Here is a 26,761-nt window from a genome sequence, read left to right on the forward strand (position 1 = left end):
TGACAATGTTTAGAATGTTTTTTTGCCGCCAAATTATAATTGTCATTTTCTGCAAGACGTTCTGCCACCTTTCCAGCTTTTCCGGGCACGAAAAGGGCGCCTTCTGCAGGCGCCCATACGGTTTACGACTTTTTATCAACTTTGTCAGAATAACCGCGGCCGAGCGACGGGTTGTTTAAAATACCGGCCATCACCAAAATGCTTAAGAAGGCATGGTACAGTTGTTCATATTTGCCAAGATCAATGTCGACACCGAACGTCTCAAGCGCAATCACGACAAACGATCCGACTGCCAGCCAAAGCCCGTAATTTTTAAAACGCTCCACCGTTTTGCGTCCCCATTTGCTTTATGTCTAGATCCACGAGAACGGTCTCCGTTCTCCTTCGTTTCGATCATGACCTCCTTCAACATGTTCTTCCTTATCCCGGTCCTGCACATCTTCAGCAGCTTCCATTTCCACATCATCGCGGTGCGGGAACAACCATGGATCGCGGATGCGGCCGCGCGGCATAATGACGATGTCATCGGCATGAATGATCAATTTATCGACATGAATGACTTTCGCTTTTTTCCGATCCGACATGCCCTTCCCCCCTTCCTTTCGCCTAGTTGCACTGTTAGACTATGCAAGGAGGCGAAGCGAAGTATAGGCATCTCTCACGGATTTCAGTTATTTCTTGATGACTGCTGGCCGACCGCAGCCGCAGCCGCTTGGGCGCCGCACAGGCTGCGTTGTCGAAGAGAGCACCCTTGTCACCGGTTTCGACGGAGTTGGCTTCTTCATTCCTCATCCCCCCATCCCGAAAAAAGTGTAGCCCTCGCCGATCAACCAATTTATGTTCAAGTCCATTTCCGTACGATTCGTCTCTAATCGAAACGGCATAAAAACAAACAATGTCTAACGGCGAGAGGAAAAATGAGCGGCTACTGCTATTGTATGGCTTGGTGAGCCAAGGGTGCCTCTCATTTTTCTTTGTTTCGCTCCGGGCGGGGCATGATGGCATTTTCTTGCCTCAGTGTGCGGAAAAACCAGCTGTCCGGCCGTTCGTCCTCATCCACCTTGCCTGCTTCTTCGATCCATGGAGATTGCAGCAGCTGACGGCGGAGTTCGTCATTTTCCTTCGCCAGCTGTTTGAGCTGCTCGTAGCGCTTGGCGCTTTGGTAAGCTAGTTCCTTTAACACAATGTTTTCGGCTTCCACCTCTTTCAGCCGGCGCTCAAGTTCAGCAATTCGCTCAGTGAGCCGCTGTTCACCCGTCCCCCTTCTCTCTGCGTTCATCGCCCCGTGTTTGTCTTTCATCATTCGACATCTCCCCCTTTGATTCATCGTTGTCTGCGCCCACCAACAAAAAATCCGCATCTGTCCCAACACATTTACCTAAGCCGTTCCATAGTATACAGTAGTCCCAAACCACCAGGCGTTGGGGAACAAATGAACGATAGGAGGAACGAAGAAAATGGGTCATCATCACCGTCGCGATACAGAAAGAGTATGCATCAGAACGCGCAAAATTTACGACTGGGTGACGCGCCAAATCGATGTACCATTGCGAAGCTTCAGCGGCGAGGATTTGGAAGCGATTTTCCCGATGGACCACTGCCGGCGGGAAGGAACGATTTGCGATTTTTTGGGAGCGCAACATACAAACCCGCAACACTTGACGATCCGCTGCTTCCTGACGGACGCCGATGGAAACCCGATCGACTCGGTCGTTGACCAGGACGCATTGATTTGCCAGGAAATTACGCAGCCAAACGGCCGGCAGTCCGTAAACGTCACCCTTCCTTCTGGGGAAACGGTGACGCTGCAAAAGGTCAAAGCGCTCGTCAAAGGGCATGTCGTCGTGCAAATTGTCAGCCCAACCGGCACGGTCATTTGCCAATCGAAGCCAATTCCGTTCGCTACAGCACAAACGTTCATCTTGTGCGCCCCGGAAGGCACGCAGCTCAACTGCCATATTTCGTTCTTCGAATGCGACACGAGCTTAGTCTGCACAGACAACTTTGCTCAGCTTGATGTTTCCATCACCTTATGCCTTGAAGTCCAAGTGGAAGCTGACGTCAAAATCGAAGTCGAAGCTCGTTTCTGCCAACCGCGCGAAGAATTGGCCGAAGCCGTGCTTTGCCCGACAACCAAGTTCCCGCCGCAATGCCCGGACGTATTCCCGGCCATGTAGCGTCCTGCACCGTTCAGGCTGTTGTTCCAACAACAGCCTTTTTTATATGGCATGCGCCCGCAATGGATACATAAGATGAGAATGGAAGGGGTGGAAACCGTATGAAAAACAAAAACGACCAACATCTCCGTCTGCAGCAACAAATCATCCACTACCGGTCAGAAGCGGCCTCATACCGGCAACAAGTGCAACAGCTGGAGGCCGAGTTGGCCAAGGAAAAAATGCGCAGCGCCTATTTGAAAGAGAAGCTGCGTGAAGCAGAAACAACCAACGTTGAAACGTACAAGAAAAAAATCGCCGCCTTGGAACGCCAGCTTCTCTTATGTGAAATCGCTTTGGAAGAAGCAGAGCACAATGTCTCAAAGCGGGCGCCAACGTCCGATCTTAAGCAAACTGCCTCAGTGTTGGCGCTGTTTCACTATTCTGTCATCGTTCCGACGCATCTTGACGAGGAAGAGCTGACCATCATCGGCGATTTCATCATTCGCAATCACGGAACGGCGCCGCTTCACCATCTGATTATCTGCCTCCGCCTTTCGCCTCCAAAAACAGCGGTGCTCAGCGGGAAAATCATTTTGCCAAACAGCGTGCAGGCCGAGCAGGAAGCGCTGATCTCCAATAGCGCGGAAAGCTGGACGTTCACCCAAGAAAACTGGCGCGAAAAAGTGCGGCAAAGCGGGGAATACTGGCTTGCCCCGCTTTATGACGCCCCGCTCGAACCAGGCGGGGAGCGGCGCTTTTCCCAGTTTGAAATCACTGTTCGCCCGTCCAGCAGCACCCGCTCATTGACGGTTGATGGGTTCGTGTATTGCGCGGAACTTCCAAAGGGCGTTCCTGCCGCCAACCATATCACCATTCAATGGTGACCCGCTCGTTTTCCGCCTTCATGCCGCCCAGCGGCGCACCTGCTGTTTTGGCCGGCCGGTTTGGGCCGGCCTCCGTGATTTCAGACAATAGCGGTTGGGCGTTTCCTTCCGTCAACAGCATCCCGACAAGCTTCGCGGCTGTTTTTGCATCACCGGCTGACGACGGCTTCCATCCACACCTACGGCCATTCCTTCAGCGAACGTTGCCCAATCAGCAAGAGCGGTTCGCTGTCCATTTTTTTGACCAAAACGACGCCCGCCGGCATCCCTCATCGGCTGTGTCATGACTGCAATAGCCGCCTTTCTCCTTACGTCAGCCATTTGCTGACGATCGTCTCAATGATCGCCGCCCCGCCGGCAATAGCTAGAAGCACGATGAGCGGCTCAAAAACGTTCGGCCAAAGAGTCAGGCCAATGTAACAAAACGCCGCACACCAGATCCCCGTGCACCAGTAGCAGCTCAGCAGTTCGCCAAACCAGCGACGCAGCCCGTTGCCCTTGAAAGAAAGAAATACTTGTTTGCTTCCGTCCGGAAGTTCCTGCTCCGTCCATTCGTGAAATGGACGGCGAACCCAGGCGGTGATCGTGTCATATACGATGAGCCGTGTCAGGCGAAAGATGGCTAAACAAAGAAGGACAAATGAAAACGGATCGTCCATGCTCCCCTCCCCTTTCCGTCGGTCATGACCGCCAAAAAAAACCGATTGCCTCTTGTCGTTCCAACTTGGCAGCCAGCGAATTCTCTTTGGCGCGGACGTTTACCCAAACGCTCTCCTACGCCAATCATATGATGGAGTATAGGTTTTTAACACAAGGGACAAGAAAGGAGGCGACGCGATGTACCATGTCTTTTTCAACCGACGCCCAACCCGACCCCGCCTTCCCCGTGCTCTTTACGAACAGCTGGCCGCGCTTCCACTCAACACTGAGGTTAACGTGCACACCGCCAACGAGACGCATTACAATGCGCTTTTTCTCGGCTTCGAGCCGCGGACGAACAACGTCTCACTGTTGGTTGACCGCTTTTATAAAGACGGGGGGCGCTCCCTTGCGATCGATGCAACCACAATCACCGCAATCGATCTCCCTGTTTCCATGCGGCCGGCTTCATCCGCTGATTCGGATGACGAGGAAGAATAACCAAGAAAGAAAGCACAGCCGGCTGACGCCAACCAGCGCGGTCGGCGCTTATTTTTTTGGCGGCGCCGTTTTCTCATTGACTAGTGCGCTTGTCCATACATTCTCTTCTCGTATTACATACACTTTTACTAATCGACAATGGATGCTAGGAGGAACTGATCTTGGCTTCGAAACGATCTCGCTTGTTGTTTGACATTTTAAGCAGTTACGACCTGACTGGAACTGAAGTCGATATCATGAAGGAACTGAAAAAAGAAAAAGTATGGCTTGTGCGAAACAAAAAAACGAGGGAACGGTACGTGCTGAAACGGCTGAGCGAAGACAAAACGAATTTTCCGATTTTGCTTCATTCAAAGCTGTACCAAGAAGGATTTCATGTCCCAAAAATCTTCCAAACGAAAACAGACCAATATTACATCCACCGAAAAGGCCATTACTACTATTTGATGGACTACATCGTCCCAAGCGGAACGAAGCCCTCTTTCCAACAACGGATCGAAGGGCTCGCCCGCTTTCATGCTCACAGTCTGTTTGCCGATTGGATCGGCCCCTGCCCTTCATCGTTTCCGGAGCCGAAAGACGTGCTGAGTGCGCATCGGCAAAAAGCAGCACAGTTAGAGGAGCAGGCAAAGGCCATCGATCATGGTGACACTCTTTCTCATATAATGGAACAGATGGCCCGGATCGCTAATCAAAGTTATGCATGGCTTGAAAAAAGCAATCTAGCTGATTTTTGCCGCACAGCGAAAGAACGAAAGGCCATTTGCCACGGGGATTACAACAGCAACAACCTTTTATTGGCGGAAAACCACGAAGTCATCATGATCGACTTTGACCTCGCCTACTATGGTCTTCCGCTTGATGATTTTCGCTTTTTGCTTATTTCTTTGACGAAAAACCCGAAAAACGATGCAGTAAAACGAACGGAGCTGCTATTTGACCTTTATTTCTCCGTTTGTTCCCTGTATGCTCCATACAAAAGTGTCTATTTGGCTGATGCCATGTTTCCGCACGTGTTTTACAGCGAAACGGTCGGCCAAGAAAAGCAAAAGCGGGCGGTAAACAGCCCATCGTCCTTGAACTTGCTCACCCGCCTCGCCGAACAGGAAACAAAAAAATTCGCATTCTTGTCCGATTTTTTCAAAAGCGAGGGATAGAGAAAAATGAAACAAACGATCGCCCACTTTCTTCATGAAAAAATGAAAATCAATCAACGTTTTATTTACAACCAAATGGTTCATTTAAAAAAATACCGCCCGATCATGATCGGGTCATTCGCCGATGACGGCATCCATCCGTTTCCTCTCATCAACTATTATCACCTCAACGACATCGATAATTTCGGCCGCTTCGCCAAAGAACAAAATATTGTCGCCATTCACGCTCACCATGGAAAGCATGCCGTCGAAATTCTCCCGCTTTGCATCGCCCATCGCATTCCGCTTGTCGTCAGCATCCGTGGCCGCGATGGATCGGCGAAACATCAAAGCTTGCGGCGCAATCAAAAACGGTACAGCCTGCTCAAACAGCACGGGGCGCTCTTTCTTCCTGTCTGCCGCTACCTCGCCAATGAACTGATCACACTAGGCTTTCCGCCGAAAAAAATTCATGTCCTCTATGGCGGCATCGAGCTCGATTTATTTCCGTACCGAGAGCGGACGATTCCTGAGAACGGAGACATCATCATTCTCTCGATCGGCCGGCTCGTCGAGAAAAAAGGCTTTTTAACGCTCGTGCGCGCCTTTAGGCACGTGCATGCAAAACATCCGCGCTGCCGCCTCCGCATTATCGGCAGCGGCAAAGAGGAAGAAAACATCCGCCGACTTGTCAAGGAGTTGGGGCTCGACCCGTTTGTCAATCTGCTTGGCGCCATGGACGCCGCTTCGATCGCTCGCGAAATGGAGCATGCTCATCTATTTTGCCTCGCGAGCGAGACCGCTTCTGATGGAGACATCGAAGGCATCCCCAACGTGTTGAAAGAGGCGATGGCAAGCGGGCTGCCGGTCGTCTCAACGAATCACGCCGGCATCCCCGAGTTGATCGAACACAAACGCACCGGATATCTCGCGCCGGAAAAAGACGATCACGAGCTGGCGAACGGCATCCGGTTTTTTTTGGAACATCCGGAGCAAATCCCGGCGTTTACCAAGCGGGCGCGCAAAGTGATCGAACAGCAGTTTGATGTCGCCAAGCAAATTAAAGAGCAAGAACGGTTGTATGATTGGCTGACAAAAAAAAACAGGTGATTTGCACCTGGTTTTTATTTTCCTTTCCAAACAGCGGAAAGAAGCGCCATGTACCCGTCAGCCGTACCGATGTCAAACCGCGTTCCGGCAATGAGCTTCCCTTGGCATCCCTCTCCTGCTGCCAGCAAGCTTCTTGTCCCATATCCAGCCGCGGGGATGATCGCTTTTTTGACCTTTGCTTCCCCTTTGTCATATCGCATTCGCTTCGGAATGACGGGGAAGGTTGTCCGACGAAAATAGGCCGCACCATTTCCAGCGTTTTAGGCGCTTGCCATGTAGCAAACGAAGCTTGTCCATTAATACGCTATAAAAGCCGGAGATTTCGCGAAGGAGGCCTATTAGCATGAACATCTGCATCATCGGCGCTGGCTACGTCGGACTGACCACCGCAGCCGTCCTTGCTGAACTTGGGCATGAAGTGCATTGCATCGATCATGATGAACGGAAAATCCGCCTGCTCAATAACGGAGAAGTTCCGTTTTATGAGCCAGGGCTCGAAGAATTGATTATCAAAAACTATAATGATCTGACGTTCAGCGGCCGCTGGGATGATATCAAACGGGCGGCCGTCGTTGTCATTTGTGTCGGCACCCCGCCGCGGCCCGACGGCGGCACCGACTTACGCTATATTGAAGCGGTGCTCGACCGCTTGGCAACGACGATCGAATCGTACAAAACGATCGTCACGAAAAGCACCGTCCCGCCGGGGACGAATGAATGGATGCGCGCCGAGCTCATCCGCAAAGGAGTGAAACCGCAGTTGTTCCGCATCGTATCCAACCCAGAGTTTTTGCGCGAAGGGTCGGCTGTCTACGATATGTTTCACCCGGACAAAATCGTCGTCGGACTCGAACCGGATGATGACCAATCGCTTGCCGTCATGCAGGCGGTGTATACCGGCATCAATGCCCCTTACCTCACAACGAGCCTGGCCGGCGCGGAACTGATCAAATACGCCGCCAACGCGTTTTTGGCGACCAAAATTTCCTTTATTAACGAAATGGCGCGCATTTGTGATGCGTTTGCCGTCGATGTCAATGACATCGCCCGCGGGATCGGCCTCGACCCGCGCATCGGCCCGCACTTTTTGCGGGCCGGCCTCGGCTATGGAGGATCTTGCTTTCCAAAAGATATCAAAGCGCTCGAACATGCGGCGCGCTCACGCCAAGTGGAGCCGCATTTGCTGCAGGCAGTGCAGACCGTCAACGCCACCCAGCTTGACGTTTGCTTCCAAAAACTCAATGAGCAACTTGCCCCATTGACGGACAAAAAGATCGCCGTGCTTGGCATCGCCTTCAAGCCGAATACAGACGATACGCGTTTTTCCCCCGCTGAAGCGCTCATCCGCCGATTGAGTGAAAACGGCTGCACGGTCGCCGCCTACGACCCGAAGGCAACGCTCTCGGAGCCGATCGCCCGCGTCACTCAAGTCCAGTCGGTGCACGAAGCGATCCAAGAGGCGGATGGCTTGGTCATCGCCACCGATTGGGACGAATTCCGCACGCTTGACTGGGGGCAAGTGAAAGCGGCGATGAATGGGACGCTCGTGTTTGACGGTCGAAACTGTTTGGACCGCCATGCAGTCGAACAAAGCGGTTTGCGCTACATGGGGGTGGGGCGCCCGTGAACATTCTCGTCACCGGTGCGGCCGGATTTATCGGCTCCCATTTATGCGAAAAACTGCTCGAAAACGACGAGCATCATGTGATCGGCGTCGACGGCTTTCTCGGACCGACGCCGGCGCCGCTAAAAGCGAACAACATTGCCCATTTGCAGTCTCATCCACGGTTTACCTTTCTTGAGCTGGATTTGTTGACGGCCGATTTGCCGTCCTTGCTGCAAAACGTCGAAGCGGTCTACCACTTAGCCGGCATGCCCGGCGTGCGAACGAGCTGGGGGACGGAGTTTGCCGCCTATGCTGCACACAACATTTCCGCTACCCAGCGGTTGCTTGAGGCGTGCAAAGACCGGCCGCTCAAACGGCTCATCTACGCTTCGACCTCATCCGTCTACGGCGAGCGGAGCGGTCCGTTGTCGGAAACGCTCGAACCGATCCCGCTCTCCCCGTATGGCATTACGAAGCTCACCGGCGAACATTTATGCCGCGTCTATTTTCGCGAGTTCGCCGTACCGATCGTCATTTTGCGCTATTTCACCGTCTATGGCCCGCGCCAGCGCCCGGACATGTCGTTTCACCGCTTCATCCGCCAGCTGCTCGCTGGACAACCGCTCACCGTGTTCGGCGACGGGACACAATCGCGCGATTTCACCTATATTTCTGACTGCGTTGATGGAACGATCGCCGCGCTCGAGCGGGATGGCGTCATTGGAGAAACGATCAATATCGGCGGAAAAGAACGAGCATCGGTCAATGAGGTGATCCGTCTGCTTGAAAAGCTGACGGGAAAACAAGCGATCATTCAGTATACCCCCGCCGCCCGCGGAGAGCCGAAACAAACGTGGGCCGACTTGGCAAAAGCGGAGCGGCTGCTCGGGTACAAGCCGGTTGTAACGCTTGAGGACGGCCTACAAAAAGAGATCGAATACATCCGTTCGCTGTATGAGGATGAGCATTCATGAAAATCGCCTATGTATGCACGGAAAAGCTGCCCGCCCCGGCAGTGCGGGGCGGGGCCATTCAGGTGATGATCGACGGGATTGCTCCGTTGATCGCCCGCCGCCACGAGCTGACGATTTTTTCGATCGCTGACCCGCTTTTGCCGCCTGAAGAGACAAACGGAAACATCCGCTACATCCGTTTTCCGAAGCCGACATATGAAACGGATGTGGCACGTGCGCTGGCTGCGTACAAATTTGATGTCGTCCACGTCTTCAACCGTCCCATTCCGCTTTTGGATTACCGTACATCGGCCCCGCAAAGCGCCTTTGTGCTGAGTCTCCATAACGATATGTTTTCGCCGCTGAAAATCACAGCAGAGCAGGCGAAGCGGGCGCTAGACGCCTGCACCTTGCTGACCGCCGTCAGTGAATACATCAAACGGACGGTGACAAACCGTTACCCAATCGATCCTCAGAAAGTAAAAGTCGTTTATTCCGGGGTCGATCTTGCCCAATACATCCCCGTCTGGACGGAAGAAGGCAAGCGCATCCGCCAGGCAGAGCGCCAAGCGTACGGACTCACCGATAAAAAAGTTGTGCTGTTTCTCGGCCGGCTCAGCAAAACAAAAGGACCGCATTTGCTGATTCAATGTCTGCCATCCCTTTTGACTCGCCATGCCGAGGCAGCGCTTGTCATCGTCGGCGGAAAATGGTTCGGCGACACCGGACGAAGCGAATACATCGACTGGCTTCATGAGCTCGCGGCGCCGATGGCCGATCGCGTTCTGTTTACGAATTACGTTCCGTACAGTCATATCCCCAAACTGCTCTTAATGGCCGATGTGTTTGTATGCAGCTCGCAATGGCATGAGCCGCTCGCCCGCGTCCATTATGAGGCGATGGCCGCCGGCATTCCGGTCGTGACGACCAACCGCGGCGGCAACACAGAAATCGTCCGCCACGGCGAGACCGGCTTTGTCATCGATGACTACCAAAACCCGCACGCTTTTTTTGAAGCGATTGATTACATGCTTGCAAACAAACATGAAGCGGAAACCATGGCGAAAAAGGCAAGAACGCTCGTTGAACAGCAATTTCAATTCCACCATGTGGCCAAGCGGTTTGAAACGGTTTATATCGAAGCATGTTCCTCCCTTTCCCCAAACCAATAAGGGCTGTCTAAGAGAAATGTTTTCGGGACAGCCTTTTTCTCTTTCTCCGATGAAATCAACCATGCCGCTCCTTGTGCATCTATCCCCACTCGTCACACTTTCGCCGCCCCCCAGTTCGTCAAACTGCAGAGGCTTCGGGAAATATCCTCTATTTAATGAGCTTACCCAGTCCAATTTCTTTCTCAATACATATCCTAGTAGCAATCACACATATTTCGCTTAGTCCATTCCCAAATACCCGACAGGAGGGATAGCGTGAAGAACATCGTTATTGAACCATGGCTCGTCGATGAAACGACCCATGAATTTTTTGTCCCTGAGTATATTATCCAGCTGGCAGAAGAAGTGCTGAAAAACTACGATTTATCCGTTCAAAACATGCAAATCATCACGACAAAACCAGACAAAGGAGGAGCGATTTGGAAGCTCGAAACAAAATCAGGCCCGAAAAGTTTGAAGCTATTGCATCGAAGACCGACGAGAAGTTTATTCAGCCTCGGCGCACAGGAATACTTGGTGGAAGTGCGCAAAGCAAGAGTGCCGCCGATTGTAAAAACAAAGGACGGAAAAAATTATGTGGAAGCGGGAGGAAAACTATGGTTTGTGGCGGAATGGATTGAACCGTTGACGCCGGTTACAAAGGATTTGGAAGGAGCAAGAAAGCTTTGTTATGCCCTTGGTGAATTCCATCGGCTAAGCAAAGGGTATGTCCCCCCGAAGCAGGCGGAAATGGCTTCGCGGCTGCACAAATGGCCAAAAAACTATGAAAAAATGATCACGAAAATGGGCTGGTTTCGGAACATTGCCAAATACTATCCTGAAATGCCGGCAAGCGCGCCGTTATTCGATGCAGTTGATCGATTTGAAGAACAGGCGCGAAAAGGCATGGAACGATTCCTGCAATCCAGCTATGTTGAATTCGTCAAGCAAGGAACGGCTCATTGGGGATTGGTTCACCAAGACTACGGTTGGTCCAACGGCCAAATGGGAGCGGACGGAATGTGGATTATTGATCTTGACGGAGTTGCCTTTGACCTTCCGATTCGTGATTTACGAAAGCTCATTAGCGGCACAATGGCGGATTTATACAAATGGGATGCAACATGGGTGCGGGAAATGATTCTAGCGTACCATGAAGCAAATCCAATCACACCTGAATTATACGAGCTTTTGATGATTGACTTGGCCATGCCAAACGAATTTTATAAAAATATGAAAGAAGTCGTCTATGAACCGGAAATCTTTCTCAATGAACAAACAGCACAGTTAATTGAAACGATTGTCGAAACCGACCAGTCGAAGTGGCCTGTATTGGAAGAAATCAGAAATGACTGGAAAGGAGTGGAATAAATATGAGGATTTTGATGGTTTGTACAGAAAAACTCCCCGTTCCCCCTTTATTAGGCGGGGCCATTCAAACGTATATTTCCGGCATTCTTCCACATGTAAGCCAATTCCATGATATTACCGTTTTAGGCATCAACGATTCGTCGCTTCCCGAGCAAGAAACGATCCATGGCGTTCACTACGTGCGCGTACCTGGAAAAATATTTGAAATATACCGAGAAAACGTTGTTCGTTATGTGGAAGCGAACAAGTTCGATCTCATCCATATCTTTAACCGCCCCCGCCTTGTTCTGCCCATCCGACAGGCAGCGCCCGACGCCAAAATTACGTTAAGCATGCACAACGATATGTTTCAACCGGAAAAAATCGATCCAGAAGAAGCCGCGGCGGCCATCGCAGAAGTGGCCTACATCGTAACAGTGAGCGATTATATCGGCAATGTCATCCGCAATCTATATCCGCAGGCATCGCCAAAATTGCGCACGATTTATTCTGGAGTAGACAGCGAACGATTTTTGCCGGGAAATCATCCAAAAATGCAAAAAATACGCAACGACATTCGGCGGGCACATGGGTTGGAAAACAAAACGGTCATTTTGTTCGCCGGAAGGCTGTCGCGCAATAAAGGGGTCGATAAACTCATTCTAGCATTGCCGGAGCTGGCAAAAAAATTTAAAAACTTAGCCCTGGTGATTGTCGGGAGCAACTGGTTTAGTGAAAATGACATTACTGATTATGTCGCATATGTAAGAGCACTGGCGAAACGAATGCCTGTCCCCGTTGTCACGACAGGCTTTGTCGCACCGAATGAAATCCAAAATTGGTTTGCGGCAGCCGATTTGTTCGTATGCACCTCGCAATGGCAGGAACCGTTGGCGCGCGTCCACTACGAGGCCATGGCAGCAGGCCTTCCGATCGTAACGACCGCGAGAGGCGGCAATCCGGAAGTCATTTTCGCCAATGAAAACGGCCTTATCGTAGAAAATCCGGAGGACCCAAGTGATTTTGCCGACAAGATTGCCCAAATATTATCGAATCAATCCTTGATGAGAAGAATGGGAGAAAAAGGCAGGCAGCTTGCTGGTTCGATGTATCATTGGGAGCGAGTCGCTTCCGAGTTATTGGAAGTTTGGGAGCAGGCGGAGAAAATAGAACAAGCTGTAGTGAGTGAAGAACAAGCAGCCGGCATGACAATAGAACCGTTGAAAGAAGATGCAACGGAACAACTGAGTCTGCCAACCCCTAAAGCGGATACAAAAGAAAAAGTCCACTCGAAAAAGAACGCGGCAGCGTCATCCGACAAAACGAAAAAGGGAAAAGCCAAAAAAGAGCGTGCCACATCAATGGAAGACAATCAACAAACAGCTAAACAAAAAGAAGCTGCGGCAGAGCGAACAGAACCCGTGAAAAGCGCCCCGGCTCCTAAACAGACCCAAACCGGCCGCCGCACAAAACCTTTTACAATTACAAGCGGCAACCAACAAACGCTGGACGCGTCGCCTAAAACGCATTTGAACCGCAACCAAGCTCAAGCGAAACATGACACAAAACATTTTACTCTTGCAAGTTCACACTAACACGAATCGAAAATCGCCAACGAAGAAAATGACGGACATCCAAATTGAACGCTCCCCCATCTACGCTTACGCTTAGAGGCGGGAGATTCTTGGGAACACCTGCCCTACGGCAGATGATTCACCAAGCCATCCCCGTGCGTCCCACGGTTTGGCTGCCTTACGAAGACAGCAAACGAAGCCCCTCATTCAAGATATTCCGGGCGGCGTTCTCGTCCCGGTCGTGTACTGCCCCGCAGTGCGGACACACCCATTCGCGGACATGCAGTGATTTCACGTCGGCCTGCCGGCGCCCGCAGCATGAGCACCATTCATCCCCCACTTACGCTCACGCGTGGAAGTGGGGGTCTTCTCGGTTCGAGATGATAAAAATGAGAATACAATCCCACAGCAAATGAGGGAAACAAACCATAACCATCCCTTTCCCGGCGCCGCAACGCATTCGGACAAAGATGTGCTTCAACACAGGAAAGGGAAGGCATTACTGCATAAAACCGATCATCGTCACCGCAAGAAGCTGCGCGCGCCCGATGACCGTTTCGTTTCCTTGTTCATCGGCGATCGTCAACTCGGTCGCCGTGCACTTCTTTAATATGCCTTCATAGCTCTTATCCTTCATGACAAATTGGCATTTCAGCGGCGGCAAATGGTCGGGCAGCTCCGCCAAAAAGGCCAGCCGCTCGTCAAGCGCCATCGCTTGGAATTCCTTTTTGGCAAAAAATTCAGTCGGTTCCGCCTCGCCGCCTTGTTCATCGCTGGAACTTCCTTCCTCTTTCTGTTGCATTCGGCTAGTCCACATAAACGTTTCTTGCATATGCGCCGCCGCCCGCATCGCTTTTGGCTGCACAATGTAAAGCAACGGCTCCGTCTCCACAACTTTTTGTTTCCGCACATCGATCCCCCTTTCCATGCTTGCCTTACCTTATATATGTATGCCCATGATCTCAAAAATTGCCCAAGTCAACCAAAAAACAGCCGCTCCATCAACAGGAACGGCTGCTCGTTCATTTCAATATCCTAAAATATGGTATCCAGAGTCAACGTGAATAATTTCCCCGGTGATGCCGCGCGACAAGTCGCTGAACAAAAACAGCGCCGCATCGCCGACTTCTTCTTGGGTCGTCGTCCGGCGGAGCGGGGCGCGTTCTTCGATTTGCTTTAAAATCGAGTTGAAATCGCTCACCCCTTTAGCCGACAGCGTGCGAATCGGTCCGGCGGAAATGGCATTGACGCGGATGCCGTATTTGCCTAAATCGTTCGCCAAATATTTCACGCTCGCATCAAGCGACGCTTTCGCCACACCCATAATGTTGTAGTTTTGCACAACGCGCTCGCCGCCTAAGTACGTGAGGGTGACGATGCTGCCGCCTTCCGTCATCAGCTCTTTCGCCTCACGCGCGACCGCGGTGAGCGAATACGCGCTGATGTTGTGGGCGAGCAAAAAGCCTTCGCGGCTTACGTTCATATACTCACCGCTCAAGTCTTCTTTATTGGCATAGGCGATGCAATGAGCGACGCCGTGGATGACGCCGACTTGTTGTTTGATTTGCGCAAAACATTGAACGATGTCTTCATCTTTTGACACATCGCACGGCAACAGAAGCGAACGTTCGTCCCCAAGCGTATCCACAAGCGCCCGCACCTCTTTTTCAAACCGCTCTCCGGCATACGTAAACACCAACCGAGCGCCGGCAGCGTGAAGCGAACGCGCAATGCCCCAGGCGATGCTTCGTTTGTTCGCCACCCCCATCACGACATATGTACGTCCTTCCAACGATAAGACCATTCGTTCATCCTCCCAATTATCATTTATTCTTAGCACCAGGTGTTAATTCTATTATAGGCGATGCGGCGGACGATGTAAATGCACGCTTCCCTTTTGCCTTCTGATTTCCTTCATGCTGGCGGCGGTTTTTCCCACTTTGCAAAACCGGCGCGATTCGCTAATATGGTATATGGCACATTTGAATGGAGAGGATCGTTCCATGGATCATGATCGTTTTTCCAAATCGAAGCTTGATTACCATATGCTGTTCCTTTTATTCTTGATGGCGGTCGTCAGCGCCATCGCCATCCATAGCGCAGAACCGATGCTGCCGGAGAAACTGCAAAACGTCAACTTCGCTTCGAAACAGCTGCAATGGTACGCCATCGGCGCTGTCGTTATCGCCTTGACGATGATCATTGACTATGATCGGCTGTTTCAAATCGCTTGGTATTTGTATGGATTCGGGATGTTGCTGTTGCTTGGGCTGGAATTGAACGTCCCAGGATCAGTAACCATTAAGGGGGCGACGAGCTGGTACAAGCTTCCCGGAGGAAATTTTCAGCCGTCCGAACTGATGAAAATTTTTATGATCATCGTCCTAAGTCGCATCATCGTCAACCATCGGGAAAAATATCCCGAACCGACGATCAGCGATGATTTTAAATTGCTTGGCAAAATCGCTTTGACCGTCTTGCCGCCGCTCATTTTGCTCGCCAAGCAGCCGGACATGGGCATGTCGATGGTGTTTATGGCCATCACCGCCACCTTGGTGCTCGTTTCCGGCATCCGCTGGCGCATCATTTTCGGCATCGTCTTTTCCGGTGTAACAATGGTGGCAGTCGTTGTGTTCATTTTCTTTTATTTTCCCGATTTCTTCCATAAATACATTATTAAAGAAGATTACCAGTTGAACCGGTTTTACGGCTGGCTGGCTCCATATGAATATTCCAACGAGCAAGGCTTCCAGCTCATCCGTTCACTCATGGCCATTGGGTCGGGGGAACTGTATGGGAAAGGGTTGGGCAACTTACAAGTCTATTTGCCGGAGGCGCACACAGACTTTGTGTTTGGCGTCATCTCTGAACAGTTCGGATTTGTCGGCTCAAGCATCGTGGTTTCTCTCTTTTTCCTGCTCATTTATCGCATGATCCATATTGCCTTGGAGAGCAACGATTTATACGGCAGCTATTTATGCGCCGGCGTCGCGGGCATGATTACGTTCCAAGTGTTCCAAAACATTGGCATGACGATTGGACTTTTGCCGATCACGGGGTTGCCGCTTCCGTTCATCAGCTATGGAGGAAGCTCGCTGGCGACTTACATGCTGGCGATCGGCCTCGTCTTAAACGTTCATTCGCGAACGCGGAAGTTTATGTTCGCGAGCGATGAATAAGCCGCTTGCTGTGTCCGCAGGCGGCTTTATTTTGGCCGTTGGTCCAATGACCCTTCTTTGTCCCGTTCTCCGCCGTGGCCTCTGCTTCCTGGACAGCGCCTCCGCTCGCACGCCTTCGCTGGGGTAGAGCAAGGCTGCCTCATCTTTTTCTTTTCCTTGTCGAACGGACATACTGGTAGTATAACGATTCGGGCTAGAAAGGAGCGCATCCTATGCAGGTGGACATCATCGGCGACATTCATGGCTGCTTCCGCGAATTCGCCGCATTGACGGAAACACTCGGCTACCATTGGGACGAAGGGGTGCCGATTCATCCCGACGGACGAAAGCTCGGCTTTGTCGGCGATTTGACCGACCGCGGTCCTGAATCGCTGAAAATGATCGAAATCGTCTATACTCTGATCGAGCGGAACCTCGCCCATTACGTGCCGGGCAACCATTGCAATAAACTGTACCGCTTTTTTTTAGGACGAAACGTGCAAATCGCCCACGGGCTTGAGACGACCGTCGCCGAGTACCGCTCCTTGCCTCCAAGCGAACAGGAGATGATCCGCCGCAAGTTCATCCGCCTGTATGAACAGGCGCCGCTGTATGCGGTGCTCGATGAGGGGCGCCTTGTCATCGCCCACGCCGGCATCCGTCACGACTATATCGGGCGGACGGACAAAAAAGTCAAGACGTTCGTCCTGTATGGGGACATCACCGGCGAAACGAACCCGGACGGGACGCCGGTGCGCCGCGACTGGGCGAAACGGTATCACGGCAGCGCATGGGTCGTATATGGCCACACGCCGGTCGAAAAACCGCGGTTTGTCGGGCGGACGGTCAACATCGACACCGGCTGCGTATTCGGCGGCACGCTGACCGCCTTGCGCTATCCGGAAATGGAAACGGTCTCCGTTCCTTCCTCAATGCCGTTCGTTCCAGAAAAATTCCGCACGTTCTCCTAATCAGCGCACCGTCTGCGCGCTGCCTCGATGAGGAGCTCCATATCGTCAGGAAGCGGGGCGGAAAATGTATACCAGCGCCCGGCAAACGGGTGAAAAAACGACAGCTGCCGGCTATGAAGCGCCTGGCGGCCGATCATCTCCCGGCTTCCGCCGTACAGTTCATCGCCGGCGAGCGGGTGGCCGAGATAAGCCAAATGGACGCGGATTTGGTGCGTGCGCCCCGTCTCCAGCCGGAGCGAAACGTATGTATAGCCATAAAGCCGCTCCAGTACACGAAAATGAGTGACAGCCGGCTTCCCGTCTTCCCGCACTTCGCGGGCAATGATGCTGTCGCTTTGGCGGCCGATGGGGGCGTCAATCGTCCCTTCATCCTCGACGATGACGCCATGGCAAATGGCCTCATACGTGCGCACAACGTGCCCTTTTTGTTGCAATGCCGACAACAAATGATGAACATGGCGGTGCTTGGCGACGAGCACGAGCCCGGACGTGTCGCGGTCAAGCCGAGTGACGATATGGACGGTCGAGTCGAGCTGCTGCTTTCGATAATGGTGAAGCAAGCCATTGGCGAGCGTCCCGCCCGGATGGTGGCGCGACGGAATCGTCGCCAATCCCGCTGGTTTGTTGACAACAAGGACGTAATCGTCTTCATACAGAATGTCAAGCGGCATCGGTTCGGCGTCCATCCAATCGCTTGTCCGCTCCGGCGGAAAGACAACCGACAGTGTCTCGCCGGCGCGCAGCATATGGCGGACGGTGACGGGCTGCCCGTCAACCAACAGCGCCCCGCCATGGAATTTAATATCGGTAAGCGCCGTCCGCGAAATGCCGTTCTCTTGCAAAAACTGGCGCAGCAGCTTTCCGTCGTGCTGTTCATCAATGGAAAAGGTCATGGTAAACGGCGGCAATGTTCGTCACCTTTCTGACTAAAAAATCTCCGTCTTTTGGTCATCGTGTCCATCCGCCTTTCTTTAACGCCGCTGCAACGGAATCGGCACCGTGCCAAAAGACCATCACCTCGCCGCAAACGGGAAGCCTTGCCTAACCAAGGAGGCGGGCTTTCCCTCAGTCGGCGATAAACGAGTCGCGCACCCGCCGCCAAAACGGAAACGGCCGAAAGCGGGCGAAACGCACCTTTTCATCGGCCACCCGACATTGAATTGACTTCACTTCTTTATGCAACAGTGACAAATGGTCGATCGTAATTTGAAAATCGACGTGGTTGACCGGCTTGAGTAAACACGTATGGTGCGCCGGCAGCACGAGCGGCGAGCCGATCGTCCGAAAAACGCGGTTGTTGATGGACGCCATCTCGGTCACTTGAATCGCCTCAAGCGAAGGATGCAAAATCGCGCCGCCGAGCGCTTTATTGTAAGCCGTGCTGCCGGTCGGCGTCGAAATGCACAACCCGTCGCCGCGGAACCGCTCAAACAAGTCGCCGCGAATCTCGACATCCATCACGAGCGTCCCGCTGACGCACTTGACTGTGCATTCATTGAGCGCTAAATACTTTGCCTCGCTTCCGCCGTTGAGATAGCGGATCGTCACCTCAAGGAGCGGGTATTCGACCACTTGGTACGGCGTCTTGGCGATGGCGATGACGAGCTTTTCAAGTTCCTCCGGCACCCAGTCGGCGTAAAAGCCGAGATGGCCAGTATGGACTCCGACAAACGCCGTCTTGTCCAACCGATGGCAATAGCGATGGAACGCATACAACAGCGTTCCATCGCCGCCAACCGAAATGACGAGATCAGGTTCCTCTTCATCGTAACGCAAGTCAAAGTCAAGCAAATACGTTTTCATTTTTTGCGCCAAGGCGTTCGATATGTCGTCGCCTTTGGACGTGATGGCAAACACGAGCGGCGCGTCCATCCGTTTCATTGCCCTTCTCCTTTTGCTTCTTGTTTTCGGGAAAAAGCAGCCTGCGCTTCTTGAATTTCAAAGCGGATTTTCGACATCTCCTCATCGAGACGGTAGGCCGCCTCCGCGGCGCGCTGCAACCGAACTTTGATATCTTCGGGGAAACGTCCGCTGTACTTATAGTTCAACGAATGCTCAATCGTCGCCCAAAAGTTCATCGCCAACGTTCGAATTTGAATCTCCGCCAAAATGTTTTTTTCACCGCGGATCGTCTGCACCGGATAGCGGATGACGACATGGTACGAGCGGTAGCCGCTCTCTTTTTTTTGCGTGATGTAATCGCGTTCTTCGACAATCGTAAAATCGTTGCGCTGGCGCAATAGCTCGACGACGGTCTTAATGTCATCGACAAACTGGCACATGATGCGCAACCCCGCAATATCTTGCATCTCTTCCTCGAGACGGTCGAGCGGGATGTTTTTCTTTTGCGCCTTATCCAAAATGCTGGCGACGGGCTTCACCCGTCCGGTGACAAACTCAATCGGCGAGTGCGCTTCGATCATCTCGAATTGGGCGCGAATGCCCCTTAGCTTCACTTTCAGCTCCTCAACCGCCTGCTTATACGGAGCTAAAAACAAATCCCAATGGTTTACCATCGTACCACCTGCCTACATGTTTTCAATCTCCCGCGGCTAAAGTCAAGAGGGCACAACCGCGCCTCTGCCTTGCTGCTCGATGGAACCGCTCATCTGCCGAATTCACCGGGCCGCTCCCTGTTCTAACGCGCCGAAAGGGAAGCCACCGGCTTATTGCTCAAAAAACACGTCTTGCACCGCCTGTTCAAGCGCCTCGCCATAGTTGGCGTTGCCGCGAATATTTTCAAGCAAATAAGACAGTTCGTCTCCAAACTGTTCAAGCTCGACCGCCGCTTCCCCACATCGAAGCCAGACCGGCTCCCGAGCGTCAAGCGCCGCCTTTAACTCAGGCCACCATGGCTTCGGAACCATGACATATAGAAAGCGGTCATCGGTTTCCAAAATGTACGCAAACGCCAACGCATCCGAGTCGACAAGCATATGGCGTTTCGGCGTCACGCGGGCAAGCGGAACCGGAGCATCATTGACATACAGCCAAAGCCGGCCGCCTTCCCGCTCCGCCCGCTGAACAATCACTTTTTCGTTCATGCTTTCTCTCCTTCCGCATCAACCATCCGCCCTTTATTTTACCATATTCACCCTATACAGACGAAATAATTGATATTCGCCGAAAAACAGCTGATAATAGAGGGAGACGACTATCCTGTCTGAAGGAGATTCACGATGCATCAAGAAATCGAAATCGAATTGAAAAACTTGTTAACGGCAGCGGAGTTTGCTGCCGTCTGCGCCGCCTTCCGCCTCGATGAGGGCGCTTTCCGCCGCCAGGAAAACCATTACTTTGACACCCCGTCATTCGCCCTGAAAGAACGAGCGGCAGCGCTGCGCATCCGGGCGAAAGAGGGACGCCTGACCTTGACGCTGAAACAAACGCAGGCGGACGGGACAATTTTGGAAACCCATGAGCCGCTTTCGTTATCTGAAGCGGAAGCGTTGCTTGCTGGTATAGCGGCGCCGCGCGGGGCGATCGCCGATTTGCTTGCAGAACTGGGCATCAATCCACACGAGGTGCGCTGCTTTGGCTCCCTTGTCACCGACCGCGCCGAATGGCCACATGAAGGCGGCACGCTATGCCTTGACCATAACCGTTACTTGCAAAACGAAGATTACGAACTTGAATATGAAGTGGATCACGCGGAAGCGGGTGAAAAGCGGTTTTTGCGCCTGCTTGAGGTGCTCGGCATCCCGCGCCGCCCCGCGCCAAACAAAATCGCCCGCTTTTATGCCCGCATGAAGGAAATGGAGGAAGGACGATGACCGTTTCGCCATTAAAGCTGCTCGTTGAATGGCAGGCGCTCAATGCGTTCTCACCCGGACGCTCAAGCCTGTTGCCATCGCCGGCTTCATCCTTGTTTTCAAGCTTGCTTGCCGAATCTCTCAGCCGCGGGGAGGAATCATCTGCCGAGGCGCCTCAAGCCGCCTCAAGCGGTCAGCCTCCGGCGCCCGCCGGCCATAGCGGCGCACCGCTCGAACATGAAGCGGGCACCGCAATCAACGCATCTTCTTCCATCGATGCCTTGATTGCGGCGGCAGCGGAAAAATACGATGTTGACCCGCAGCTCATCCGCGCCGTCATTCGCCATGAGTCAAACTTCCGTCCCGATGCGAAAAGCCCGGCTGGAGCGCTTGGACTCATGCAGCTCATGCCAAGCACGGCAAAAATGCTCGGTGTGGACGATCCGCTTGATCCGGCGCAAAACATCGACGGCGGCGTAAAATATTTGCGCCAGCTCCTTGGCCGGTATAGCGGCAATATCACTCTCGCCTTGGCCGCCTACAACGCCGGACCCGGGAACGTCGACCGCTATGGGGGCGTGCCGCCATTTGCCGAAACGCGGGCGTATGTCGAACGCGTGTTGAAAAGCTACCGCACATAAACGAGCGGCGCTCGAGTCACTTTGTTTGAGATCCATGCGTGCTGTTGATAAAATAGCAATCAAACGACAACGAATGATTTTCAAACAAAAGGAGCATCCGCGATGGGAGAACAATGGCAAACCCTTTATGAGGCGATCGGCGGAGAGGAGACGGTTGCGAAACTTGTCGAAGCATTTTACCGACGCGTGGCCGCGCATCCGGACTTGCAGCCCATTTTCCCTGACGATTTGACGGAAACCGCCCGCAAGCAAAAACAGTTTTTAACGCAATATTTAGGCGGACCCCCGCTTTACACGGCAGAGCATGGACACCCCATGCTGCGGGCGCGCCATCTCCGCTTTGAAATCACGCCAAAGCGGGCGGAAGCATGGCTTGCCTGCATGCGGGCAGCCATGGACGAAATCGGCTTGTCCGGGCCGGCGCGCGAACAGTTTTATCACCGGCTTGTACTCACCGCCCACCATATGGTCAACACCCCAGATCATCTGGACAGAAAGGAGCATATCCTTGAGTGAGAAGTTTGCTGGGAAGACGACGGCGCCCGCCTGCTACCCTTCCCAGCCGCTAGGCAACACGAACAAACCGCTCGAGCTGTATTTGTTTATCGATCCTTTATGCCCGGAATGCTGGGGGCTTGAACCAGTCATCAAAAAGTTGACAATCGAATACGGCCGTTTTTTTACCTTAAGGCACATATTAAGCGGAACATGGGCGACATGGAGCGCGCGCAAAGGAACGAAGCCGGAGGCAATGGCCAAAGCGTGGGAGTGGGCAGCGTGCCGCACCGGCATGTCATGCGACGGCAGCGTTTGGCTCGAAAACCCGATTTCGAGCCCGTTCGCCCCATCGCTTGCCATTAAAGCGGCGGAAATGCAAGGAAAGCGGGCTGGCCTTCGCTTTTTGCGCAAGCTGCAAGAACAGCTCTTTCTCGAAAAGCAAAATGTCGCCGATTTGTCGGTGCTCGCCGAATGCGCCGTCGAAGCGGGCTTGGATGTCGATGAATTTCTGCGCGACATGCACTCGCCGGGAGCGGCGAAAGCGTTTCAATGTGATTTAAAAATCACCTCGGAAATGGACGTCGACGAAATTCCGACGCTTGTGTTGTTTAATGAAAACATTGAAGACGAAGGCATTAAAATTTCCGGATGCTATCCGTACGACATCTACGTCGAATTGATCGCCGAAATGCTCGGCTTCCATCCTGAGCCGTCCTCTCCTCCTCCGCTGGAATCATTTTTAAGCCATTTTAAATTCGTCGCCACAAAAGAAGTTGCCGTTGTGTACAACTGGACGATCCAAGAAGCGGAAACGGAAATGAAAAAGCTGCAGCTAAAGCAAAAAGTTGAGCGGGTGCCCGTCAAACACGGAACATTTTGGCGCTATATCGATGAGGCTCGTCCCTAGCAGCAGGGACGGGCACAAGAAAAAGCCCGGCTGACGCCGGGCTTTTTCTTGTGCCAAGACAACAAAGGGGATGGGAGAAATTGTTCACGGTCAAACAAAGGGGTATCAGGTTTTGTCTTCCGTTCACAACTTTATCTTAACAAATGGTCGATCAAATTAGCAACCCGTTTGCTCGTTTGTTCACATTATTGTCATAATTCGCCCTGCGTCATGATCAGGCAGACAAACAGCATATAATCAACTAAGGCAAACGGAAAGAGGAGGCCATCCCCATGAAGCAGCGCATCGTCTTATCTCTTTGGACAGCAGCATCCGCTGCCGCATTTATCCTGAACTTGTTCGGCCTCATGCGGCTCCTTCCGCTTTGGGCGACCATGCCGCTTTTGTTTCTCTCCTTGCTTGGCCTGGCAGCGACATGGAACCGCCGCCATCAGTTTCGTGGATTTCCGTCAAAACGAATGCGGCTGTAGCGTCGCATTCGTTTCATTTCTCAAGCAGCCGCTCCATCTCTTCCAGCTTTTCGGCAAACACTTGGCACGCTTGGCGGATCGGCTCGGCGCTCGTCATGTCGACGCCGGCTTTTTTCAGCACTTCAATCGGGTAATCAGAGCTGCCGGCTTTCAAAAAGTCGATGTACCGTGTCACCGCCGGTTCGCCTTCTTCCAAAATTTGTTTGCTGAGTGCAATCGCCGCGCTGAAGCCGGTTGCGTATTGGTACACATAGTAGTTGTAATAAAAATGCGGAATGCGCGCCCACTCGAGGCCGATTTCTTTGTCCACGACAATATCATCGCCAAAATACGTTTTATTTAAGTCGTAATAAAGAGCAGTCAACATTTCGGCCGTCAACGCTTCACCTTGTTGCGCCTTCAAATGGATCAAATGCTCAAACTCAGCGAACATCGTCTGGCGAAAAACCGTGCCGCGGAACCCCTCAAGATAATGGTTGAGCAAATAGAGCCGCTTTTTCTCATCATCGATCGTTTTCAGCAAATAGTCGTTCAACAGCGCCTCATTGCACGTCGACGCCACTTCGGCGACGAAGATTGAATAATGCGCATACGGATACGGCTGCGTTTTGCGCGTATAGTAGCTGTGCACCGAATGGCCAAACTCATGCACAAGTGTAAACAAATTGTTCACATTGTCCTGCCAGTTGAGCAAAATGTACGGATGGGTGCCGTATGCTCCCGACGAATAGGCGCCGCTTCGTTTTCCTTTGTTTTCGCGCACATCGACCCAACGGTTGTCAAGACCTTCTTTCACGATCGCCACATATTCCTCGCCAAGCGGCGCTAGCCCTTCAAGCATATATTGCTTCGCTTCGTCGTACGTCACTTCCATTTTCACATCTTGGACAAGCGGCGTGTACAAGTCGTACATATGCAGCTCATCAAGCCCAAGCACTCGTTTGCGCAGCCGTACGTACCGGTGCAACAGCGGCAAATGTTCGTGAATCGTGGCGATCAAGTTGTCATAGACGCTCTCCGGAATGTTGTTCGCATCCAACGCCGCTTCCCGCGCCGAGCTGTAGCGGCGGATGCGGGCGAAAAAGTTGTCTTTTTTCACCGTGCCGGCAAGCGTATTGGCGAACGTGTTTTGAAACTTCTCATACGTATGGTATACGGCGTAAAACGCATCGCGGCGGACGCGGCGGTCAGTGCTTTCTAAAAAGCGGATGAACCGGCCATGCGTTACTTCGACTTCCTCGCCGTTTTCGTCGATGATCGTCGGAAACGTCAAATCAGCGTTGTTCAACGCGCTGAACGTGTCGGATGTCGCCTGCATCACTTCGGCCGCCTGCGCCAATATCGCTTCTTCTTCCGCCGACAGCACGTGCGGGCGCTGGCGCGTAATCTCGTCTAACGCGTGCGCATACAAGCGAAGCGGCTCGTATTGTTCCAAAAACGAGCGCAACACCGCTTCATTGATCGCCAAAATTTCCGGCACGATAAACGCCATCGCGCTCGATGCTTCGCTGTACAAGCTTTTCGCCCGGGCGTCGAGCCCTTGGTAAAACGAGTTGGTCGTATCTTGGTCATAGCGCATATGGGCGTATGTATACAGCTTGCCTAGGCGCATCGACACTTCATCTTGGTATTGCAATGCTTCATACAACACTTCCGGCGATTCGCCAAGCCGCCCTTTGTATTCGCCAAGCTTCGGAATCATTGCCTTCACTTGTTTGAACTCTTCTTCCCAGGCGTCATCGGTGGGAAAAATGTCCTCAAGCCGCCACGTTTCCTCAACCGGAATCTCGCTTCGCAGCGGCAGCGACTTTTTCGCTTTCTTTTCCTCCACCGTCATCATTCCTCCTTATACAAATAATCGATACACGAATTATTATTCACCATTCCGTTCATCTTTTCCTGTTTTCTGCTCATTTTTTCCACTCCTCCGAACTCAAGCGATGACCAATAGCGGCTAAGCGCTGACGTTTGGCGAATTTGATCAAGAAGCGCAGCATCTTGATGAATCATCTGATCGACGGTCGACGGAAACGACAGCGGCTTCACCAAATGAAGTCGGCCGCCCTCTTCGCGGCGGAGATAGCCGAGCAGGCTCAACCAATGCAAATACTCGCCGACGGCCTCACGATACGTATCCCGGCCGACAAGCGGCAGCCGGCGCGGAACGAGGCGGCCGGTGCGGATTTTGTCGTCGAGCCACTGAAATAAAGACGCTGCCGTTGCCGGCCGTCCGGTCTTTCCTAGAAGAAACAAAAGGACATACGTTTGCCAAATGAACGGCGCCGTCTCCCATAAATACCCGCGCGGCACTGGCCAGCCCGCTTCGGTCGGAAACAGTGACGGAACGATGCCCGCCTGGTAAAAATCAGCACAAATGCGGCGCACGGTTTGGTTCGGATAAAGCGGAAACGTCCGCCGCCATTGTTTTTTTCGTTCGAGCCATCGTTCCCAAAACGCGGGCGGAAGCGGCTGTGGACGGGGGGTCATCCAATCGGTGAAGGACAGGGAAGAAAGCGGAATCGAATCGATAGCGGTCAACGTGCGCTGCACCGATAGCGGCAGCGGGCGGAAAAGGCGGATGAAGCGCTTCGTCTCTGGGCTGTAGTACCATATATGCGGAACAGCCGAATGCGGGGCACGATGGGCGAACAGCCACTGAAAGCGGGAGAGCTGCACTTCGCTCGAATATTTCGGTGAGCGCCGCAAGTGATGGGCTCCTAACTCACATTTCGCACCCTAACAGGGTTGAAAGAAAGAATTTTTTATTTAGTTTTTTAGAATAACTTTCCGACCAACACAACGAGCGATGGCAATCCTTTTTTTGCCATCGCTGGTCGTTCCGTATCACGTTACACGTAGATGCTCTCATCCATGCCCAATCCCTGCAGAATCCTTCGCTGATCAGGGGTGAGGGAGCGATCCAGTGAGCGTTGGATGCGCCCATCCGGCAGCTTGAACAGGACGACGTTCACATATTGAAACAGCTGAAAAATCGCCTGTCCCGTCGGCCGGGTCAGCTTGCGGCCTCCAGGACCCTTCAACGGGTGTTCTGGAGTAATAAACTGACGCACTCGGCGCTGAAAAACGCGGTAAATAGCCAAGGCCAACAGAAACAAATAGCCTAATACTGCGACCCGTTCTGGTTTTTTGACGTAAATCTCATCCGTGAAAAACGGATCTTTCAAAAAAGCGAAGTTCATTTCCACCGAGATCTGCCCTTTATATAGCTTCAAGATCTCTTGGGCATCCATGGGTTGGCCCTTCCATTCCTTCGGAACGGTCGTGACAAGGACAAACCGGG

At 52.6% G+C, this 26,761-nt stretch carries 31 protein-coding genes and 2 pseudogenes; 17 read left to right on the forward strand and 16 right to left on the reverse strand.

Features of this window, described 5'->3' with window-relative positions; all coding sequences use genetic code 11:
• Window positions 1-122 precede the first annotated feature (122 nt).
• From B1A75_RS03015 to B1A75_RS03025, 3 genes are all read right to left on the reverse strand, one after another.
• Window positions 123-326: a hypothetical protein gene (locus B1A75_RS03015; RefSeq protein ID WP_042379671.1), complete on the reverse strand. Its 204-nt coding sequence runs from the start codon at window positions 324-326 to the stop codon at window positions 123-125.
• A gap of 27 nt (window positions 327-353) precedes the next feature.
• Entirely contained in the window at window positions 354-584 is a 231-nt protein-coding gene (locus tag B1A75_RS03020) for a hypothetical protein (RefSeq protein ID WP_074043779.1), read from the reverse strand.
• Window positions 585-964: 380 nt separating this feature from the next.
• Complete coding sequence (locus B1A75_RS03025; protein WP_042379665.1) at window positions 965-1,303, reverse strand: spore coat protein regulator YlbO; 339 nt, start codon at window positions 1,301-1,303, stop codon at window positions 965-967.
• 154 nt (window positions 1,304-1,457) lie between these two features.
• Between B1A75_RS03025 and B1A75_RS03030 the strand changes: the two genes are divergently transcribed.
• Both B1A75_RS03030 and B1A75_RS03035 read left to right on the forward strand, forming a co-directional pair.
• A complete protein-coding gene (locus B1A75_RS03030; RefSeq protein ID WP_042379664.1) occupies window positions 1,458-2,177 on the forward strand; it encodes a BMQ_0737 family morphogenetic spore coat protein in 720 nt (239 codons plus the stop codon).
• Window positions 2,178-2,278: 101 nt separating this feature from the next.
• On the forward strand, window positions 2,279-3,043 hold the full coding sequence (locus tag B1A75_RS03035; protein WP_042379662.1) for a hypothetical protein: 765 nt from the start codon (window positions 2,279-2,281) through the stop codon (window positions 3,041-3,043).
• On the opposite strand, the gene B1A75_RS19760 is transcribed toward B1A75_RS03035, so the two are convergent.
• Both B1A75_RS19760 and B1A75_RS03040 read right to left on the reverse strand, forming a co-directional pair.
• Window positions 3,027-3,164, reverse strand: a complete 138-nt coding sequence (locus tag B1A75_RS19760; RefSeq protein ID WP_156100166.1) for a hypothetical protein — start codon at window positions 3,162-3,164, stop codon at window positions 3,027-3,029. The genes B1A75_RS03035 and B1A75_RS19760 overlap by 17 nt on opposite strands.
• A 187-nt stretch (window positions 3,165-3,351) precedes the next feature.
• On the reverse strand, window positions 3,352-3,702 hold the full coding sequence (locus B1A75_RS03040; protein ID WP_042379660.1) for a DUF1360 domain-containing protein: 351 nt from the start codon (window positions 3,700-3,702) through the stop codon (window positions 3,352-3,354).
• A gap of 178 nt (window positions 3,703-3,880) precedes the next feature.
• Between B1A75_RS03040 and B1A75_RS03045 the strand changes: the two genes are divergently transcribed.
• The 3 genes from B1A75_RS03045 (at window position 3,881) to B1A75_RS03055 (ending at window position 6,429) form a co-directional block, all read left to right on the forward strand.
• Entirely contained in the window at window positions 3,881-4,183 is a 303-nt protein-coding gene (locus B1A75_RS03045; protein ID WP_079935712.1) for a hypothetical protein, read from the forward strand.
• A gap of 161 nt (window positions 4,184-4,344) precedes the next feature.
• Window positions 4,345-5,340, forward strand: coding sequence for an aminoglycoside phosphotransferase family protein (locus B1A75_RS03050; RefSeq protein ID WP_079935714.1), 996 nt, complete (start codon window positions 4,345-4,347; stop codon window positions 5,338-5,340).
• Window positions 5,341-5,346: 6 nt separating this feature from the next.
• Entirely contained in the window at window positions 5,347-6,429 is a 1,083-nt protein-coding gene (locus tag B1A75_RS03055) for a glycosyltransferase (RefSeq protein ID WP_079935718.1), read from the forward strand.
• Between the two features lie 14 nt (window positions 6,430-6,443).
• Here the strand turns inward: B1A75_RS03055 and B1A75_RS03060 are convergent, their stop codons facing one another.
• Window positions 6,444-6,629: a hypothetical protein gene (locus B1A75_RS03060; protein WP_074043781.1), complete on the reverse strand. Its 186-nt coding sequence runs from the start codon at window positions 6,627-6,629 to the stop codon at window positions 6,444-6,446.
• A gap of 143 nt (window positions 6,630-6,772) precedes the next feature.
• Between B1A75_RS03060 and B1A75_RS03065 the strand changes: the two genes are divergently transcribed.
• From B1A75_RS03065 to B1A75_RS03085, 5 genes are all read left to right on the forward strand, one after another.
• Entirely contained in the window at window positions 6,773-8,056 is a 1,284-nt protein-coding gene (locus B1A75_RS03065) for a UDP-glucose dehydrogenase family protein (protein WP_042379655.1), read from the forward strand.
• Entirely contained in the window at window positions 8,053-9,009 is a 957-nt protein-coding gene (locus tag B1A75_RS03070; protein ID WP_079935719.1) for an NAD-dependent epimerase/dehydratase family protein, read from the forward strand. Before B1A75_RS03065 ends, B1A75_RS03070 begins: the two co-directional genes overlap by 4 nt.
• Window positions 9,006-10,160, forward strand: coding sequence for a glycosyltransferase family 4 protein (locus B1A75_RS03075; protein ID WP_079935721.1), 1,155 nt, complete (start codon window positions 9,006-9,008; stop codon window positions 10,158-10,160). The genes B1A75_RS03070 and B1A75_RS03075 overlap by 4 nt, the downstream gene beginning before the upstream one ends.
• Window positions 10,161-10,415: 255 nt before the next feature.
• Entirely contained in the window at window positions 10,416-11,510 is a 1,095-nt protein-coding gene (locus B1A75_RS03080) for a CotS family spore coat protein (RefSeq protein ID WP_079935722.1), read from the forward strand.
• 2 nt (window positions 11,511-11,512) lie between these two features.
• The gene (locus B1A75_RS03085; protein WP_042379647.1) at window positions 11,513-13,084 is read left to right on the forward strand and encodes a glycosyltransferase family 4 protein; all 1,572 of its coding nucleotides are present in this window, start codon (window positions 11,513-11,515) and stop codon (window positions 13,082-13,084) included.
• Between the two features lie 157 nt (window positions 13,085-13,241).
• On the opposite strand, the pseudogene B1A75_RS03090 reads toward B1A75_RS03085, so the two are convergent.
• The 3 genes and pseudogenes from B1A75_RS03090 to fabI all read right to left on the reverse strand — a co-directional run.
• A pseudogene (locus B1A75_RS03090) lies at window positions 13,242-13,388 on the reverse strand (zinc ribbon domain-containing protein); the annotation flags it as partial.
• Between the two features lie 174 nt (window positions 13,389-13,562).
• A complete protein-coding gene (locus tag B1A75_RS03095; protein ID WP_042379812.1) occupies window positions 13,563-13,973 on the reverse strand; it encodes a CotO family spore coat protein in 411 nt (136 codons plus the stop codon).
• Between the two features lie 117 nt (window positions 13,974-14,090).
• On the reverse strand, window positions 14,091-14,867 hold the full coding sequence (fabI, locus tag B1A75_RS03100; protein WP_079935723.1) for an enoyl-ACP reductase FabI: 777 nt from the start codon (window positions 14,865-14,867) through the stop codon (window positions 14,091-14,093).
• 199 nt (window positions 14,868-15,066) lie between these two features.
• On the opposite strand from fabI, the gene B1A75_RS03105 reads away from it, so the two are divergent.
• A complete protein-coding gene (locus B1A75_RS03105) occupies window positions 15,067-16,242 on the forward strand; it encodes an FtsW/RodA/SpoVE family cell cycle protein (RefSeq protein WP_042379640.1) in 1,176 nt (391 codons plus the stop codon).
• 212 nt (window positions 16,243-16,454) lie between these two features.
• Window positions 16,455-17,192, forward strand: coding sequence for a bis(5'-nucleosyl)-tetraphosphatase PrpE (prpE, locus tag B1A75_RS03110; protein WP_042379638.1), 738 nt, complete (start codon window positions 16,455-16,457; stop codon window positions 17,190-17,192).
• Here the strand turns inward: prpE and B1A75_RS03115 are convergent.
• The 4 genes from B1A75_RS03115 to B1A75_RS03130 all read right to left on the reverse strand — a co-directional run bounded on the left by B1A75_RS03115 (window position 17,189) and on the right by B1A75_RS03130 (window position 20,236).
• Entirely contained in the window at window positions 17,189-18,100 is a 912-nt protein-coding gene (locus tag B1A75_RS03115; protein WP_042379637.1) for an RluA family pseudouridine synthase, read from the reverse strand. The genes prpE and B1A75_RS03115 overlap by 4 nt on opposite strands.
• Window positions 18,101-18,257: 157 nt before the next feature.
• Window positions 18,258-19,073, reverse strand: a complete 816-nt coding sequence (locus tag B1A75_RS03120; RefSeq protein WP_042379634.1) for an NAD kinase — start codon at window positions 19,071-19,073, stop codon at window positions 18,258-18,260.
• Window positions 19,070-19,708 (reverse strand): GTP diphosphokinase, encoded by a 639-nt coding sequence (gene yjbM, locus B1A75_RS03125; RefSeq protein ID WP_011230330.1) that lies wholly within the window; start codon window positions 19,706-19,708, stop codon window positions 19,070-19,072. The genes B1A75_RS03120 and yjbM overlap by 4 nt, the downstream gene beginning before the upstream one ends.
• Before the next feature lie 150 nt (window positions 19,709-19,858).
• Window positions 19,859-20,236, reverse strand: a complete 378-nt coding sequence (locus tag B1A75_RS03130; RefSeq protein ID WP_042379630.1) for a UPF0738 family protein — start codon at window positions 20,234-20,236, stop codon at window positions 19,859-19,861.
• A 135-nt stretch (window positions 20,237-20,371) separates the two neighbouring features.
• On the opposite strand from B1A75_RS03130, the gene B1A75_RS03135 reads away from it, so the two are divergent.
• The 5 genes from B1A75_RS03135 (at window position 20,372) to B1A75_RS03155 (ending at window position 23,460) form a co-directional block, all read left to right on the forward strand.
• On the forward strand, window positions 20,372-20,965 hold the full coding sequence (locus B1A75_RS03135) for a CYTH domain-containing protein (RefSeq protein ID WP_079935724.1): 594 nt from the start codon (window positions 20,372-20,374) through the stop codon (window positions 20,963-20,965).
• Window positions 20,962-21,585 carry a lytic transglycosylase domain-containing protein gene (locus B1A75_RS03140; protein WP_042379626.1) on the forward strand — a complete coding sequence of 208 codons (624 nt, stop codon included), beginning with the start codon at window positions 20,962-20,964 and terminating at the stop codon, window positions 21,583-21,585. The genes B1A75_RS03135 and B1A75_RS03140 overlap by 4 nt, the downstream gene beginning before the upstream one ends.
• A gap of 102 nt (window positions 21,586-21,687) precedes the next feature.
• A complete protein-coding gene (locus B1A75_RS03145) occupies window positions 21,688-22,101 on the forward strand; it encodes a globin domain-containing protein (RefSeq protein WP_042379624.1) in 414 nt (137 codons plus the stop codon).
• The gene (gene spxH / locus B1A75_RS03150; RefSeq protein WP_074043789.1) at window positions 22,094-22,990 is read left to right on the forward strand and encodes a ClpXP adapter protein SpxH; all 897 of its coding nucleotides are present in this window, start codon (window positions 22,094-22,096) and stop codon (window positions 22,988-22,990) included. The genes B1A75_RS03145 and spxH overlap by 8 nt, the downstream gene beginning before the upstream one ends.
• 272 nt (window positions 22,991-23,262) lie before the next feature.
• Entirely contained in the window at window positions 23,263-23,460 is a 198-nt protein-coding gene (locus tag B1A75_RS03155; RefSeq protein ID WP_074043790.1) for a hypothetical protein, read from the forward strand.
• A 13-nt stretch (window positions 23,461-23,473) separates the two neighbouring features.
• Here the strand turns inward: B1A75_RS03155 and pepF are convergent, their stop codons facing one another.
• The 3 genes and pseudogenes from pepF to B1A75_RS03170 form a co-directional block, all read right to left on the reverse strand.
• A complete protein-coding gene (gene pepF, locus B1A75_RS03160; protein WP_033004671.1) occupies window positions 23,474-25,297 on the reverse strand; it encodes an oligoendopeptidase F in 1,824 nt (607 codons plus the stop codon).
• Window positions 25,297-26,166: a competence protein CoiA family protein gene (locus tag B1A75_RS03165; protein WP_254866594.1), complete on the reverse strand. Its 870-nt coding sequence runs from the start codon at window positions 26,164-26,166 to the stop codon at window positions 25,297-25,299. Before B1A75_RS03165 ends, pepF begins: the two co-directional genes overlap by 1 nt.
• A gap of 143 nt (window positions 26,167-26,309) precedes the next feature.
• A pseudogene (locus B1A75_RS03170) lies at window positions 26,310-26,761 on the reverse strand (IS1634 family transposase); the annotation flags it as partial.

The organism is Geobacillus sp. LEMMY01 (genome assembly GCF_002042905.1).
Classification (GTDB): Bacteria; Bacillota; Bacilli; order Bacillales; family Anoxybacillaceae; genus Geobacillus; species Geobacillus proteiniphilus.

Coding starts and splice junctions, on each gene's coding strand:
- yjbM (WP_011230330.1), bottom strand. CDS start 19,708: ATGGTAAACCATTGGGATTTGTTTTTAGCTCCGTATAAGCAGGCGGTT.
- pepF (WP_033004671.1), bottom strand. CDS start 25,297: ATGACGGTGGAGGAAAAGAAAGCGAAAAAGTCGCTGCCGCTGCGAAGC.
- prpE (WP_042379638.1), top strand. CDS start 16,455: ATGCAGGTGGACATCATCGGCGACATTCATGGCTGCTTCCGCGAATTC.
- B1A75_RS03035 (WP_042379662.1), top strand. CDS start 2,279: ATGAAAAACAAAAACGACCAACATCTCCGTCTGCAGCAACAAATCATC.
- B1A75_RS03085 (WP_042379647.1), top strand. CDS start 11,513: ATGAGGATTTTGATGGTTTGTACAGAAAAACTCCCCGTTCCCCCTTTA.
- B1A75_RS03135 (WP_079935724.1), top strand. CDS start 20,372: ATGCATCAAGAAATCGAAATCGAATTGAAAAACTTGTTAACGGCAGCG.
- B1A75_RS03030 (WP_042379664.1), top strand. CDS start 1,458: ATGGGTCATCATCACCGTCGCGATACAGAAAGAGTATGCATCAGAACG.
- B1A75_RS03120 (WP_042379634.1), bottom strand. CDS start 19,073: ATGAAACGGATGGACGCGCCGCTCGTGTTTGCCATCACGTCCAAAGGC.
- B1A75_RS03060 (WP_074043781.1), bottom strand. CDS start 6,629: ATGCGATATGACAAAGGGGAAGCAAAGGTCAAAAAAGCGATCATCCCC.
- B1A75_RS03055 (WP_079935718.1), top strand. CDS start 5,347: ATGAAACAAACGATCGCCCACTTTCTTCATGAAAAAATGAAAATCAAT.
- B1A75_RS03105 (WP_042379640.1), top strand. CDS start 15,067: ATGGATCATGATCGTTTTTCCAAATCGAAGCTTGATTACCATATGCTG.
- fabI (WP_079935723.1), bottom strand. CDS start 14,867: ATGGTCTTATCGTTGGAAGGACGTACATATGTCGTGATGGGGGTGGCG.
- B1A75_RS03155 (WP_074043790.1), top strand. CDS start 23,263: ATGAAGCAGCGCATCGTCTTATCTCTTTGGACAGCAGCATCCGCTGCC.
- B1A75_RS03130 (WP_042379630.1), bottom strand. CDS start 20,236: ATGAACGAAAAAGTGATTGTTCAGCGGGCGGAGCGGGAAGGCGGCCGG.
- B1A75_RS03065 (WP_042379655.1), top strand. CDS start 6,773: ATGAACATCTGCATCATCGGCGCTGGCTACGTCGGACTGACCACCGCA.
- B1A75_RS03075 (WP_079935721.1), top strand. CDS start 9,006: ATGAAAATCGCCTATGTATGCACGGAAAAGCTGCCCGCCCCGGCAGTG.
- B1A75_RS03020 (WP_074043779.1), bottom strand. CDS start 584: ATGTCGGATCGGAAAAAAGCGAAAGTCATTCATGTCGATAAATTGATC.
- B1A75_RS03025 (WP_042379665.1), bottom strand. CDS start 1,303: ATGATGAAAGACAAACACGGGGCGATGAACGCAGAGAGAAGGGGGACG.
- B1A75_RS03140 (WP_042379626.1), top strand. CDS start 20,962: ATGACCGTTTCGCCATTAAAGCTGCTCGTTGAATGGCAGGCGCTCAAT.
- B1A75_RS19760 (WP_156100166.1), bottom strand. CDS start 3,164: ATGCTGTTGACGGAAGGAAACGCCCAACCGCTATTGTCTGAAATCACG.
- B1A75_RS03040 (WP_042379660.1), bottom strand. CDS start 3,702: ATGGACGATCCGTTTTCATTTGTCCTTCTTTGTTTAGCCATCTTTCGC.
- B1A75_RS03145 (WP_042379624.1), top strand. CDS start 21,688: ATGGGAGAACAATGGCAAACCCTTTATGAGGCGATCGGCGGAGAGGAG.
- B1A75_RS03045 (WP_079935712.1), top strand. CDS start 3,881: ATGTACCATGTCTTTTTCAACCGACGCCCAACCCGACCCCGCCTTCCC.